This window comes from Pantoea phytostimulans (assembly GCF_046118715.1).
Lineage (GTDB): Bacteria > Pseudomonadota > Gammaproteobacteria > Enterobacterales > Enterobacteriaceae > Pantoea > Pantoea phytostimulans.
Map to the genome: position 1 here is coordinate 1,405,778 of NZ_CP173698.1, position 13,149 is coordinate 1,418,926.

A 13,149-nucleotide genomic window follows, 5' to 3' on the forward strand; every position below is an offset into this window, starting at 1 on the left:
AAATACTATGTCCTCACTCGTAACTCTTGAAAACGTATCGGTAAAATATGGTCAGCGCACGGTGTTATCTGGCGTTAGCCTTGCCTTGCAGCCAGGCCGCATTCTTACTCTGCTCGGCCCAAATGGTGCGGGTAAATCCACGCTTGTACGCGTAGTTTTAGGGCTATTAGCGCCTGATTCCGGCAACGTCCAGCGAGCCGCGGGTTTGCGTATCGGTTATGTCCCGCAAAAATTGCATATTGATCCGACTTTGCCGGTCACCGTTGAACGCTTTATGCGTCTGTCTCGCGGCAGCACAGCTGCAGACATTCTGCCTGCATTAAAGCGTGTTCAGGCGGGCCATCTTTTGAAATCACCGCTGCAAAAGCTTTCGGGTGGTGAAACCCAGCGCGTTTTATTGGCACGCGCCCTACTTAATCAGCCGCAGATCTTGGTCCTTGACGAGCCTACCCAAGGTGTTGATGTAAACGGTCAGGTCGCGCTTTATGACTTAATCGATCAGTTACGCAAGGAACTCAACTGCGGTGTTTTGATGGTTTCTCATGACCTGCATTTAGTGATGGCTAAAACCGACGAAGTGCTGTGCCTGAATCATCACATTTGCTGTTCAGGCACACCTGAAGCGGTATCTCAGCATCCCGAGTTTATTGCCATGTTTGGCCCACGTGAGGCACAACAACTGGCGATTTATCGTCATCACCATAATCATCGTCACGATCTTCAAGGACGTATCGTTTTACGCAGAGGACAAGGTCCATCATGATTGAGTTGTTATTACCGGGCTGGTTAGGTGGCGTGATGTTAGCGCTGGCGGCCGGACCGCTGGGTTCTTTTGTTGTCTGGCGTAAGATGTCCTACTTCGGCGATACGCTGGCACACGCATCACTGCTCGGCGTAGCCTTTGGTTTATTGCTCAGCGTTAATCCTTATTATGCCGTGATAGTGGTCACCGTTTGCTTAGCGCTGGGTTTGGTCTGGCTGGAACGTCGTCCGCATCTTGCCATCGATACGCTGCTTGGGATTATGGCCCATAGTGCACTTTCTCTGGGTTTGGTCGTTGTCAGCTTGATGAAAAACGTACGCGTTGACTTAATGGCGTATCTTTTTGGTGACCTGTTGGCGGTAACGCCTGAAGATTTATGGACTATGGGCGCAGGCGTGGTGCTGGTGTTGGCCGTAATGGCGTGGCAATGGCGCTCGCTATTGTCGATGACTATTAGCCCAGAACTGGCACAAGTCGATGGGGTTAACATCCAGCGCACACGTCTGATACTGATGCTGGTGACTGCCCTAACCATTGGTGTGGCAATGAAATTTGTCGGCGCGCTGATTATTACGTCGCTGCTGATCATTCCTGCTGCCACGGCGCGCCGCTTTGCGCGTTCGCCCGAACAAATGGCAGGTATTGCGGTGATCATCGGAATTATTGCGGTGACAGGCGGACTGACTTTCTCCGCCTTTTACGATACGCCAGCCGGCCCTTCTGTGGTGCTGTGCGCCGCCATCCTGTTCATCATCAGCATGGTGCGCAAGCCGGCGGTGTAATTAGCTTTCTCGCGTTATACCAAAGTGACGATAAGCATGCTGCGTGGCCATTCGGCCGCGTGGTGTGCGTTGAATAAAACCTTGCTGGATCAAGAACGGTTCAATCACATCTTCGATGGTTTCGCGCTCTTCACCAATCGCAGCCGCCAGGTTATCCAGGCCAACCGGGCCGCCAGTGAATTTATCAATGATCGCCAGCAGAAGTTTACGGTCCATGTAATCAAATCCTTCGCTGTCGACATTTAACATGTCCAGCGCGCTACATGAGACTTCACCGCTTAAATCACCGTTGGCTCGCACTTCTGCGAAGTCACGAACACGTCGTAGTAATCGGTTTGCAATACGCGGTGTGCCACGCGAACGGCGTGCTATTTCCAACGCCCCTTCATCGCTCAACGCCAACCCTAAACAGGCTGCACTACGGCTGACAATGTGCTGCAAATCCTTAACTTGGTAAAACTCAAGACGCTGCACAATGCCGAAGCGATCGCGCAACGGCGAAGTCAATGAACCCGCTCGTGTCGTGGCGCCAATCAAGGTAAAGGGGGGCAAATCAAGCTTGATGGAGCGTGCAGCCGGCCCTTCACCAATCATGATGTCTAACTGGTAATCTTCCATCGCCGGATAAAGCACTTCTTCCACAACCGGTGACAGACGATGGATTTCATCGATAAACAGAACATCGTGAGGCTCAAGGTTAGTGAGCATCGCCGCCAGATCGCCCGCTTTTTCTAATACGGGACCAGATGTTGTGCGTAGGTTCACGCCCATTTCATTAGCAACGATATTTGCCAGCGTGGTCTTACCTAAACCCGGCGGGCCAAAAATCAACAAATGATCAAGCGCATCGCCGCGCAATTGCGCCGCCTTGATGAAAATCTCCATCTGCTCTCGCACCTGCGGTTGGCCAACATATTCGGCCAGCAGCTTAGGGCGAATCGCGCGATCAATACTTTCATCTTCAATAACGCTGGCTCCAGAGACCAGGCGATCGGCTTCTATCATGAATTACCTCAAATGGCAGCGCGAAGCGCTTCGCGGATAAGTGTTTCGCAATCCGCATCAGGTTTGCCGAGTTTGCTGATCATGCGGCTCGCTTCCTGCGGTTTATAACCCAGCGCTACTAGCGCTGCAACCGCTTCGCCTTCTGCGTCATTGGTCGCCGGCGCGGTACTTGGCGTGGTCAGGGCAAAAGCTGAATCGCCGCCAAACAGGTCGCCATGCATGCCTTTGAAGCGATCCTTCATCTCAACAACCAAACGTTCGGCAGTTTTCTTGCCTACGCCTGGCAGTTTCACCAACGCAGCGATCTCTTCTTTTTCCACCGCGTTAACAAATTGCTGAGCCGACATACCCGAAAGAATCGCCAGCGCCAGTTTTGGCCCCACGCCATTGACTTTAATTAGCTCGCGGAACAAAGCGCGCTCTTGCTTGCTGTTGAAGCCAAACAGCAGCTGTGCGTCTTCACGCACCACGAAATGGGTAAAAATCACCGCTTCATGGTTGAGTTCAGGTAACTCATAAAAACAGGTCATTGGCATGTGTACTTCATAACCCACACCGTTGGTTTCAATCAGCACCAGCGGCGGCTGCTTTTCTAAAATATTGCCCCGTAGACGACCTATCACCTGAACACTTCCTTTATAAAGAGTATGTGGCGGATTTTATAACATAAAAAAGGCTGGATGAATATCCAGCCTGTATCGCTTGCGTGATCCCTCGCAATTAGGTCGTTCGCAAACGGCCGCGGGTCATTACCAGTTTGCTATCGCTCATTTTCACCGCATTTTGCGAGATATGACAATGGGTTATTGCAATTGCCAACGCATCCGCTGCATCCGCTTGTGGATTTGCAGGCAGTTTCAGTAAAGTACGCACCATGTGCTGTACCTGTGCTTTTTCTGCGCTTCCTTTTCCCACCACGGTTTGCTTCACCTGACGCGCCGCATATTCAAACACCGGCAAATCATGGTTTACCGCAGCGACAATCGCCGCGCCACGCGCCTGTCCCAGCTTCAACGCAGAATCAGCATTCTTTGCCATAAACACCTGTTCGATGGCGAAGTAGTCAGGCGCAAACTGAGTGATGATTTCGCTAACGCCTGCATAAATCAGCTTCAGGCGCGGAGGCAAATCTGTGGTGTTAGTGCGAATACAGCCGCTGCCTAAATAGGTAAGCTGGCGACCTGTTTGACGAATCACGCCATAACCGGTGATACGCGAACCGGGATCGATACCTAAGATGATCGCCATTACGCGCCTCCGGTTATGTGTTTATAGCCTGACGCCATTACAGCGTTTCCGCGACCTCGTCGGAGATCTCACCGTTGTGATAAACCTCCTGCACGTCATCGCAATCTTCCAGCATGTCGATCAAACGCAGCAGTTTTGGCGCGGTTTCCGCATCCATTTCCGCTTTGGTTGAAGGGATCATCGCCACTTCTGCGGTATCCGCTTTGAAGCCAGCAGCTTCCAACGCATCGCGTACAGCGCCCATCTCTTCCCACGCGGTAAAGACATCAATGGTGCCGTCATCGTAGCTCACCACATCTTCAGCACCGGCTTCCAGCGCCGCTTCCATGACCTGATCTTCATCGCGGCCTGGCTCATAAGAGATCACGCCTTTCTTGCTGAACAGATACGCCACCGATCCATCAGTGCCGAGATTACCGCCGGTTTTGGTGAAGGCGTGACGCACTTCGCCAACGGTACGATTGCGATTATCGCTCAGGCATTCAATCATGATGGCTGAGCCGCCCGGGCCGTAACCTTCATAGATGATGGTTTCCATGTTGGCGTTATCATCGCCGCCCACACCACGTGCAATGGCGCGATCCATGGTGTCACGCGTCATATTGTTTGACAGCGCTTTGTCCATTGCGGCGCGCAGACGCGGGTTAGAGCCAGGATCACCACCGCCGAGCTTGGCTGAGGTCACCAGTTCACGAATGATTTTGGTGAAGATTTTGCCACGTTTAGCGTCTTGCGCTGCTTTACGGTGCTTGGTGTTTGCCCACTTACTGTGTCCTGCCATTTTACATTTTCTCCGAACTTGGCATGGTGCAGGCTATCTTGCTAACGATTTTGCTTTCCGGCAGTGCTCGCAATCCTCATGTACAGAAGTACGCTCCGGTTGCTCTGCGCTGGCGGTCAGCAACCTCGCTGCGCCGATTACGCCCGACTGTTTCATTCTGAGGTGCAGTTCAGTGAGCCTGCACCGGTAACATTAAAACCTTAACGAATTTGCCACCGAAAAAACGCGCGGCGGCAGACATTCAGGTAAATTCTTCAATTGCCTGGCGATTACTCCAGGACTTGGTCAGTACTGCTGCGTCTGCGGGTGCAATCCAGCGAAAAGCAAGATGCTCAGTCAGCGCAATATCGCGTTCATTTGGCAGTTGCAGCCGAAACCAGTGTTCGCGATTGTGCGTTGTTCCCGGCGCATAACGATGGCGATAATGCGGGAAGATCTCAAAATCAATCTGACGCTGACAATCTTCTACCGTTAATTGCTCAGCCAACACATCAATCCCTAGCTCTTCTTCCACTTCTCGCTGTGCAGCCTGAAGGGGGATCTCTCCCGCCTCAAGGCTACCCGTGACTGATTGCCAAAAATCGGGATCGTCACGCCGTTGCAGCATTAACACCCGGCCAGTATCTTGCGCATAAATAACCACCAGCACTGAAACCGGGTGTTTGTACACCATTATTTCGACTCTGGCTTTTCTTTCTTAACGACCTGAATACCTAATTCCAGCAACGAAGCGGGGTTGGCTTCGCTAGGGGCTTCAGTCATCAGACACGCCGCGGCAGTGGTTTTTGGGAACGCAATGACGTCGCGAATATTGTCGGTGCCGGTCAGCAGCATGGTCAGACGATCCAGACCAAACGCCAGACCTGCGTGCGGCGGCGTACCAAATTTCAGCGCATCCAGCAGGAAGCCAAACTTCTCACGCTGCTCATGCTCTTCGATACCCAAAATACTGAACACGGTTTGCTGCATTTTGCCGTGATGGATACGCACCGAACCGCCGCCCACTTCATAACCATTGATCACCATGTCATAGGCATTGGCTACTGCCAGCGTAGGATCTGCTGCCAGCTGCTCTGCGCTCATCTCTTTCGGCGCAGTGAATGGGTGGTGCATCGCTGCCAGGCCGCCCTCTTCATCTTCTTCAAACATCGGGAAGTCGATCACCCACAGCGGTGCCCAGGCTTTCTCATCAGTGACGTTCAGCTCACGCCCCACTTTCAGACGCAGCGCGCCCAGCGCATCAGCCACGACTTTGGCGCGATCAGCACCAAAGAAAATGATGTCGCCATCTTGTGCGCGGGTACGATTCAGAATCTCTTCAACGATTTCCGCATTCAGGAATTTCGCCACCGGGCTTTGAACGCCCTCAAGGCCACTCGCACGATCGTTGACCTTCATCCACGCCAAGCCTTTGGCGCCATAAATTTCCACAAACTTGCCGTATTCATCAATCTGCTTGCGGCTCAGCTGGGCACCGGTTGGCACACGCAGCGCGGCAACGCGACCTTTTGGATCGTTAGCCGGACCAGAGAACACCTGGAATTCGACGTTTTGCAGCAGGTCGCCCACGTCAATCAGTTCCATTGGGTTACGCAGGTCTGGCTTGTCTGAGCCGTAACGGCGCATCGCTTCCGCAAAGGTCATCTGCGGGAACGCACCCAGATCCACACCTTTCACATCTTGCCAAAGATTACGGATTAAACGCTCCATAATTTCACGCACTTGTGGTGCGCTCAGGAAAGAGGTTTCCACATCAATCTGGGTAAATTCTGGCTGGCGATCGGCACGTAAGTCTTCATCACGGAAGCACTTAACGATTTGATAATAGCGATCAAAACCCGACATCATCAGCAGCTGTTTGAACAGCTGAGGTGATTGCGGCAGCGCATAAAACTTGCCTTTATGCACGCGGCTTGGCACCAGATAGTCACGCGCACCTTCTGGCGTGGCTTTGGTCAGCATTGGGGTTTCAATATCGAGAAAGCCTTCATCATCCATAAAGCGTCGCACGAAGCTGGTAATTTTCGCGCGGGTTTTCAAACGCTGAACCATTTCTGGACGACGCAGATCCAAGTAACGGTATTTCAGGCGCGCTTCTTCGCTGTTGTTCTGATTGGAGTCGAGTGGCAGCGGCTCGGAGCGGTTGATGATAGTCAGCGCTTCAGCAAACACTTCCACTTCGCCGGTTGCCATCTCGGCATTTTTGTTTTTGTCGTCACGCGCACGCACGGTTCCGGTGATCTGGATACAGAATTCGTTGCGCAGTTCAGACGCCAGCTTGAAAGCATCCTGACGATCGGGATCGAAGAACACCTGCACGATGCCTTCACGGTCGCGCATATCGATAAATATCAGGCTTCCCAGATCGCGACGGCGGTTGACCCAGCCGCAAAGAGTGACTTGCTGACCTACATGAGACAGATTGAGCTGTCCGCAATATTCTGAACGCATAACACCATCCTTTAAACTTCACCGCTGCAGCTGACAGCATCAGGCCGCGTAACCATTTGAGATGCTGTCGCAAAAAAGGCGGTCATTATAATGGAAAAAGGCAAACAGGATAAGTAGAGCCGCGCCAAAGCGGGCATTTCATTACTGCATTTCGCCTGTTTGCACCTACTGGCTACTATAAAGGATAATTTGTCATCGACTTTGAGCCAGGAGAAATGGCGTGACGCTTCGTATCGGCCTGCCGCAATGGCAGCATTCGCACTGGAAACGTTGGGGAATTGAGAACCTGGCGGATTATGCGCGCCTCTTTCACTGTGTTGAGGGTAACACCACGCTTTACGCGTTACCGAATGCTGAAACGGTATTGCGCTGGCGCGACATGACACATGATGAATTCCGCTTCTGCTTCAAATTCCCTGCCACCATTAGTCATCAGGCCGCGTTACAGCACAGCGATGATTTGCTCGAGGAATTTTTGCGTCTGCTCGATCCTCTTGCCGATCGCATCGGGCAATATTGGTTGCAGTTGCCCGCCCGCTTTTCACCGCAACAACTCGATCAACTGTGGCAGTTTCTGGACAGCTTGCCGCGCCGTTTCTCTTATGGCGTTGAGGTTCGACATCCCGAATTCTTTGCCAAAGGGGAAGCGGAACGCAGATTAAATAGCGGGCTGCTGGAACGCGGTGTTAATCGCGTCATCCTCGACAGCCGGCCGGTGCATGCTTCAACCTCGCAACATCCCGCTGCACTGCATGCGCGCCAGCAAAAACCGCGCGTTCCGCCCCATGCACTGCGCACGGGATCACAGCCGATGGTGCGGTTTATCGGCAGCGACAGTGTGGAAGAGAGCGTACCGCTGTTTCAAATTTGGCTGAATAAACTGGCGGAATGGCAGCAAAACAGCGATCCCCTGCTCTTTCTACACACCCCCGATATGGGGGAGGTTTTTCCGCTGATACAAGCGCTTTGGCCGCAGTTACAGCAGTTAGATCCCAGCATCGGTAGCGGGCCCGACTGGCCGCAACAGGATTCACTGTTTTAAGTATTCAGCGGGACAGTGAACGCCTGGCTGGCTAGAATGGCTGCCTTAGCACGATTTCTGGAGTTTTAATGGTTAGCGCGTTGTATGTGGTGTTAGGTGCCTTGTTAGTGATGAAGTTTACGCTGGATGTGGTGCGCCACCGCCGGCAATATCGCGTGGCTTATGGTGATGGCGGCGTTTACGATTTGAAAATGGCGATTCGCATTCATGGAAATGCCATCGAAACCATTCCGCTTGCGTTGCTGCTGCTGATCGTCATGGAAATGAACGGCGCGGACATCTGGATGATTCATCTGACTGCACTGCTGTTTTTCATGGGTCGCTTACTTCACGCTCACGGTTTACGTCACAGCGTCATGAAAGGACGTAAATATGGCATGATGCTCACGCTTTTTGCCCTGTGCGGCATGGCCATTTTCAACCTGATTTACCTGCCGTGGGAATTGGTGGTGACGCTACATTAAACGGTGCAGGCTTAACGGGTGCAGCCTGCGGCAGTTTCTGCCAGAATAGCGCCCTTTCCGTCCTCTCTTCGGATTTTTCGTTATGTCTGACCGCGATACGCTATTTTCCGCGCCCATTGATAAACTGGGCGACTGGACCTTTGACGAGCGCGTGGCTGAAGTCTTTCCCGACATGATTCAGCGCTCGGTGCCCGGCTACTCCAACATCATTTCGATGATTGGCATGCTGGCAGAACGCTTCGTTCAGCCCGATAGCCAGGTTTATGACCTTGGCTGTTCGTTAGGCGCGGCGACCTTATCGGTGCGCCGCAATATTCACGTGCCGGGCTGTACCATTATTGCCGTGGACAACTCGCCGGCAATGGTCGAGCGCTGCCGTCGCCATCTTGATGCGTTTCGCGCTGACACACCGGTCACGGTGCTGGAAGCCGATATCCGCGATATCGAGATTACCAACGCCTCAATGGTGGTGCTTAACTTCACGCTGCAATTCCTTGAACCGCCAGCGCGCTTAGCGCTGCTGAAGAAGATCTGGCAAGGTCTGAATCCGGGCGGTGCGTTAGTGGTCTCTGAGAAGTTCAGCTTTGAAGATGCGGAAGTGGGTGAACTGCTGTTCAACATGCATCACGATTTCAAACGCGCTAACGGCTACAGCGAGCTGGAAATCAGCCAAAAACGCAGCATGTTAGAAAACGTGATGCTGACTGACAGTGTGGAAGCACATAAAGCACGTCTGAAAGCGGCGGGCTTTTCGCATGCTGAGCTGTGGTTCCAGTGTTTTAATTTTGGTTCGTTGGTGGCGTTGAAATGATCGATTTTGGCCGTTTTTATCAGCAAATTGCCGTCGGCCCGCTCGCCCAATGGCTTGAAGTTTTGCCTGGGCAAATCAGCACCTGGCAACGTGAAAACCTGCATGGACACTTCCGCGACTGGTATAAGTCGCTGGAATATTTACCGCTGCTTGAGCCGCAACGTCTGGATTTATTACACAGCGTGAGCGCGGATCGCGACGACATAAGCGATCGTCATCGTCAAGGCATTGAGAAATTGCTGCGCAACCTGATGCCGTGGCGCAAAGGCCCCTATTCGTTGTACGGCACTGAAATTAATACGGAATGGCGTTCTGACTGGAAATGGGAACGGGTGTTACCGCACATCTCCTCGTTAGCCGGTCGTACGGTTCTGGATGTGGGCTGCGGCAGCGGTTATCACATGTGGCGCATGATCGGTGCAGGCGCACATTTCGTGGTGGGCATCGATCCCATGCAGTTGTTTTTGTGCCAGTTCGAGGCGGTGCGAAAACTGCTGAATGACGATCGGCGTGCACATCTGCTGCCCATCGGCATTGAACAACTGCCCGTTTTACAAGCCTTTGATACCGTATTTTCCATGGGCGTGCTCTATCATCGCCGTTCGCCGCTGGATCACCTGCTTCAGCTGAAAAATCAGCTGGTGAGCGGTGGTGAACTGGTGTTGGAAACGCTGGTGATCGAGGGCGATGTGAATCAGGTGCTGGTGCCAGGCGAACGTTATGCGCAGATGCGTAATGTATTCTTTATTCCGTCTGCCGAAGCGTTGAAAAGCTGGCTAGAAAAAAGCGGCTTCGTTGATGTGCGTATCGTGGATTATGCGGTAACGTCCACCGATGAACAGCGCCGCACCGACTGGATGATCAGCGAATCGCTGGCCGAGTTCCTGGATCCCAACGATCCAGGCAAAACGGTGGAAGGTTATCCCGCTCCGCTGCGTGCCGTGTTAGTCGCCACCAAGCCGTAATCTTTACCGGCGAGGCTGTTACCGACGAGAAAAGGCCAGCTTCGCCGCAAATCCAATAAACACGCAACCCGTCAAACGATCCATTATTTTCAAGATGCTGGGTTGACGCAAATGGCGGGCAAAATAGTGACTGCCCCCTATCAGCACCGCGTTCCACACCAAGCCCAACAGCATATGCGCCAGCGCCATCAACGTGCACCATAACGCCACCGACGCGCCAGCAGGAATAAATTGCGGCAAAAAGGTCACGTAGAAAACCCCCACTTTGGGGTTGAGCAGGTTACCGAGCAATCCACGGCTAAAGCAGGTGAGATAACGCTGCTGTGCGGAATCGCTGCTTTTAACGTCTTCAGGTTGGCTACGAGGGTTAAACAGCAGCTTCAATCCCAGATAGAGCAGATACGCTGCGCCCAGCCATTTTAGCAAATTGTAGGCTATTTCAGAGGCCAGCAGCAGCGCGCCCAATCCTAATCCCACTGCCACACCCCAAAGCAAACAGCCTAACGTCACGCCCAATGCCGTCACGCTGGCACGCTTCCATCCCTGCGCCGCAGCAGATCGCAGTACCAACGCGGTGTCGAATCCTGGTGTTAGCGTCAAAATCGTAATGGCGAACAGAAAAGAGATCAAAGTCGTGGTCATGTATAGCGTCCTGATTGATTCAGCACAACATAGCAAGATCTGTGGCTGGTGTAACCTTAACGTAATAAATGAGACGTATTTTCATTACCCCAACTAGTACTAAAGCAGCGAAAGCATTTTGTGCCAGGCTGATATCGGCCTTCTATTTTCATATCAAGGAGTTGTGATCATGAGTAAATTTATCTTCTCTTCACCCCGTAAATATGTGCAAGGCGCTGGTGTGTTGGACGAACTGGGTCCTTACATCGCTGAATTGGGCAATCATGCTTTTCTGGTCGCGGATGATATCGTCTGGAAATTGATTGGTGAGCGTGCACAACAGGCGCTGAAAACCGCCAATATTGACTTCGTCTGGCAACAGTTCAATGGCGAAGCCTCTAGCAACGAAATTAACCGCCTGAGCGAATTAGCCAAAGCGCAAGGCTGTAACGTGATTGTTGGCCTTGGCGGCGGTAAAACGCTGGATACGGTGAAAGCCATTGCTGACGAATTGAAGCAGCCGGTGGTGATTGTGCCGACGATCGCCTCAACCGATGCGCCTTGTAGCGCCCTTTCAGTGATCTATTCCGACAGCGGCGTGTTTGAAAGCTATCGCTTTTACAACAAAAACCCTGATTTGGTGTTGGTCGATACCGCCGTGTGCGCCAATGCGCCTGCGCGACTGTTTGCTTCAGGTATTGCCGATGGTTTGGCAACCTGGGTCGAAGCACAAGCCGTGGCCCGCTCACATGCGAAATCAATGGTCAACGGCGATCCCACCATTGCCGGTTTGGCGATTGCGCGTGCCTGTGAAGAAACGCTGCTGAAATGGGGTTTCAGTGCCTATACTGCCGTCAGTGAGAAACGTGTTACCCCTGCGGTGGAAGCGGTAGTGGAAGCTAACACGCTGCTTTCCGGTTTAGGATTTGAAAATGGTGGACTGGCGGGTGCCCATGCGATCCACAACGGCTTTACGGCCATCGACGGCGAGATTCATCACCTCACGCACGGCGAGAAAGTCGCTTACGGCACGTTAACGCAAATGGTATTAGAACAGCGCCCGGATGAAGAGATTGCCCGCTATATTCGCTTCTATCGCTCCATCAATATGCCTACCACGTTGAAAGCGTTGCATCTGGAAAACGAGAGTTGGGAGAATTTAGTTAAAATCGGTGCGCTAGCCAACAGTGACGGCGACACGCTGAAAAACCTCAACCCGAATCTCTCGCCGGAAGATATCGCTAATGCGATTGTGGCGTTGGACGCGTTTAGTAAAACAGTTAACTAATCTGTTCGGGGCGATCGGTGGATCGCCCTATTCTTCTGACGCTGCCGGATTATCCCAATACTGATATTTGTATGCTGAGCTAAGGTGTCGCTCAATCGTGCCTTTATCGAAAATTTCGGTTTCGTGCAGGTAACTCAGTGTGCAGTTTCCCACTTCGTCCCACAATTGACACTCATCTACCGAACGGATTGTACTGACCGGTGTGCTGGCAGTGCCATTAAGGCGCAACTCACGGAATTGCTGATCGTAGGTATAGGTATCTTTGCTGCGCGATGAACTGGCGCTTACCACTAAACCTTGCGGATTCCAGCGATAATGGTTTTCACCGTTGGTCATTTCATCGGTGCCGCGCGCCACGCTTTTTTCCAGCCGATACTGTGCGTCGTAGCGATACGTGGTGTCAGTGAAACCGTTTTGTCCCATGCTGATGAATTTGTCTGAGGAGCTGACAATGTTACCGTTTTTGCCCATTTGCCAGTTGATGGTGCCCTGACGATTGTCGACCACCACTTCTTTGCCTTCCTTCAGCACCTTGACCAAATAGGCATACTCTGCAACCCAACCGCCTTGTACACGAGCAATATGTTGCTCCATGCTGAGAATCACGTTGCGCTCATTCTTGTCATAGCTGACATCGGCAACCATCAAATCGCCGCAGGGATCAAACTGACCGAGCACGCGTTTTTGCGAGTTTACATCTTTGCCAAATTCTCCGGCGATGACCTGCCGCACTGCACCTTTCGCACTGCCGCCTAACATAATCCAGTTATTGCTGCTGGCAATGACGCCGCTTTGTGGTCCGCAATTGCTGGCCGCAAAAAGTGGACTGCTCAACGCAGCCGCTAACAAGGATACGGCAGAGATCAGGAAGCTTTTCATGATGTAAGTCCCAGACAACAGTACGTTAAGTGTAATCGCAACGGCGTTT

At 52.4% G+C, this 13,149-nt stretch carries 15 protein-coding genes; 7 read left to right on the forward strand and 8 right to left on the reverse strand.

Going from position 1 to position 13,149, the window contains the following annotated elements:
- Window positions 1-7 precede the first annotated feature (7 nt).
- Together znuC and znuB are read left to right on the forward strand one after the other, a co-directional pair.
- On the forward strand, window positions 8-763 hold the full coding sequence (gene znuC, locus ACF2G4_RS06640) for a zinc ABC transporter ATP-binding protein ZnuC (RefSeq protein ID WP_409075730.1): 756 nt from the start codon (window positions 8-10) through the stop codon (window positions 761-763).
- Window positions 760-1,545: a zinc ABC transporter permease subunit ZnuB gene (znuB, locus tag ACF2G4_RS06645; RefSeq protein WP_215846603.1), complete on the forward strand. Its 786-nt coding sequence runs from the start codon at window positions 760-762 to the stop codon at window positions 1,543-1,545. Before znuC ends, znuB begins: the two co-directional genes overlap by 4 nt.
- Here znuB and ruvB read toward each other — a convergent pair whose 3' ends face one another.
- The 6 genes from ruvB to aspS all read right to left on the reverse strand — a co-directional run bounded on the left by ruvB (window position 1,546) and on the right by aspS (window position 7,030).
- Entirely contained in the window at window positions 1,546-2,550 is a 1,005-nt protein-coding gene (ruvB, locus tag ACF2G4_RS06650; RefSeq protein WP_243077767.1) for a Holliday junction branch migration DNA helicase RuvB, read from the reverse strand.
- Between the two features lie 8 nt (window positions 2,551-2,558).
- Window positions 2,559-3,173, reverse strand: coding sequence for a Holliday junction branch migration protein RuvA (gene ruvA, locus ACF2G4_RS06655; RefSeq protein WP_215846602.1), 615 nt, complete (start codon window positions 3,171-3,173; stop codon window positions 2,559-2,561).
- Window positions 3,174-3,270: 97 nt separating this feature from the next.
- Window positions 3,271-3,798, reverse strand: coding sequence for a crossover junction endodeoxyribonuclease RuvC (ruvC, locus tag ACF2G4_RS06660; RefSeq protein ID WP_409075731.1), 528 nt, complete (start codon window positions 3,796-3,798; stop codon window positions 3,271-3,273).
- 37 nt (window positions 3,799-3,835) lie between these two features.
- On the reverse strand, window positions 3,836-4,579 hold the full coding sequence (locus tag ACF2G4_RS06665) for a YebC/PmpR family DNA-binding transcriptional regulator (RefSeq protein WP_243077766.1): 744 nt from the start codon (window positions 4,577-4,579) through the stop codon (window positions 3,836-3,838).
- 241 nt (window positions 4,580-4,820) lie between these two features.
- Window positions 4,821-5,252 (reverse strand): dihydroneopterin triphosphate diphosphatase, encoded by a 432-nt coding sequence (nudB, locus tag ACF2G4_RS06670; protein ID WP_215846599.1) that lies wholly within the window; start codon window positions 5,250-5,252, stop codon window positions 4,821-4,823.
- Window positions 5,252-7,030 (reverse strand): aspartate--tRNA ligase, encoded by a 1,779-nt coding sequence (aspS, locus tag ACF2G4_RS06675; protein WP_215846598.1) that lies wholly within the window; start codon window positions 7,028-7,030, stop codon window positions 5,252-5,254. Before aspS ends, nudB begins: the two co-directional genes overlap by 1 nt.
- Window positions 7,031-7,250: 220 nt before the next feature.
- Between aspS and ACF2G4_RS06680 the strand changes: the two genes are divergently transcribed.
- From ACF2G4_RS06680 to cmoB, 4 genes are all read left to right on the forward strand, one after another.
- Window positions 7,251-8,072, forward strand: a complete 822-nt coding sequence (locus tag ACF2G4_RS06680; protein WP_215846597.1) for a DUF72 domain-containing protein — start codon at window positions 7,251-7,253, stop codon at window positions 8,070-8,072.
- Between the two features lie 68 nt (window positions 8,073-8,140).
- A complete protein-coding gene (locus tag ACF2G4_RS06685; RefSeq protein WP_332627097.1) occupies window positions 8,141-8,536 on the forward strand; it encodes an MAPEG family protein in 396 nt (131 codons plus the stop codon).
- Between the two features lie 82 nt (window positions 8,537-8,618).
- Window positions 8,619-9,347, forward strand: a complete 729-nt coding sequence (gene cmoA, locus ACF2G4_RS06690) for a carboxy-S-adenosyl-L-methionine synthase CmoA (RefSeq protein ID WP_215846595.1) — start codon at window positions 8,619-8,621, stop codon at window positions 9,345-9,347.
- Window positions 9,344-10,312, forward strand: coding sequence for a tRNA 5-methoxyuridine(34)/uridine 5-oxyacetic acid(34) synthase CmoB (cmoB, locus tag ACF2G4_RS06695; RefSeq protein ID WP_332627098.1), 969 nt, complete (start codon window positions 9,344-9,346; stop codon window positions 10,310-10,312). Before cmoA ends, cmoB begins: the two co-directional genes overlap by 4 nt.
- A gap of 18 nt (window positions 10,313-10,330) precedes the next feature.
- On the opposite strand, the gene ACF2G4_RS06700 is transcribed toward cmoB, so the two are convergent.
- Entirely contained in the window at window positions 10,331-10,954 is a 624-nt protein-coding gene (locus ACF2G4_RS06700) for a LysE family translocator (protein ID WP_409075732.1), read from the reverse strand.
- Window positions 10,955-11,123: 169 nt separating this feature from the next.
- On the opposite strand from ACF2G4_RS06700, the gene ACF2G4_RS06705 reads away from it, so the two are divergent.
- Window positions 11,124-12,221, forward strand: coding sequence for a glycerol dehydrogenase (locus ACF2G4_RS06705; protein WP_215846592.1), 1,098 nt, complete (start codon window positions 11,124-11,126; stop codon window positions 12,219-12,221).
- A gap of 27 nt (window positions 12,222-12,248) precedes the next feature.
- Here the strand turns inward: ACF2G4_RS06705 and ACF2G4_RS06710 are convergent, their stop codons facing one another.
- On the reverse strand, window positions 12,249-13,100 hold the full coding sequence (locus tag ACF2G4_RS06710) for a hypothetical protein (protein ID WP_215846591.1): 852 nt from the start codon (window positions 13,098-13,100) through the stop codon (window positions 12,249-12,251).
- Between the last annotated feature and the right edge of the window lie 49 nt (window positions 13,101-13,149).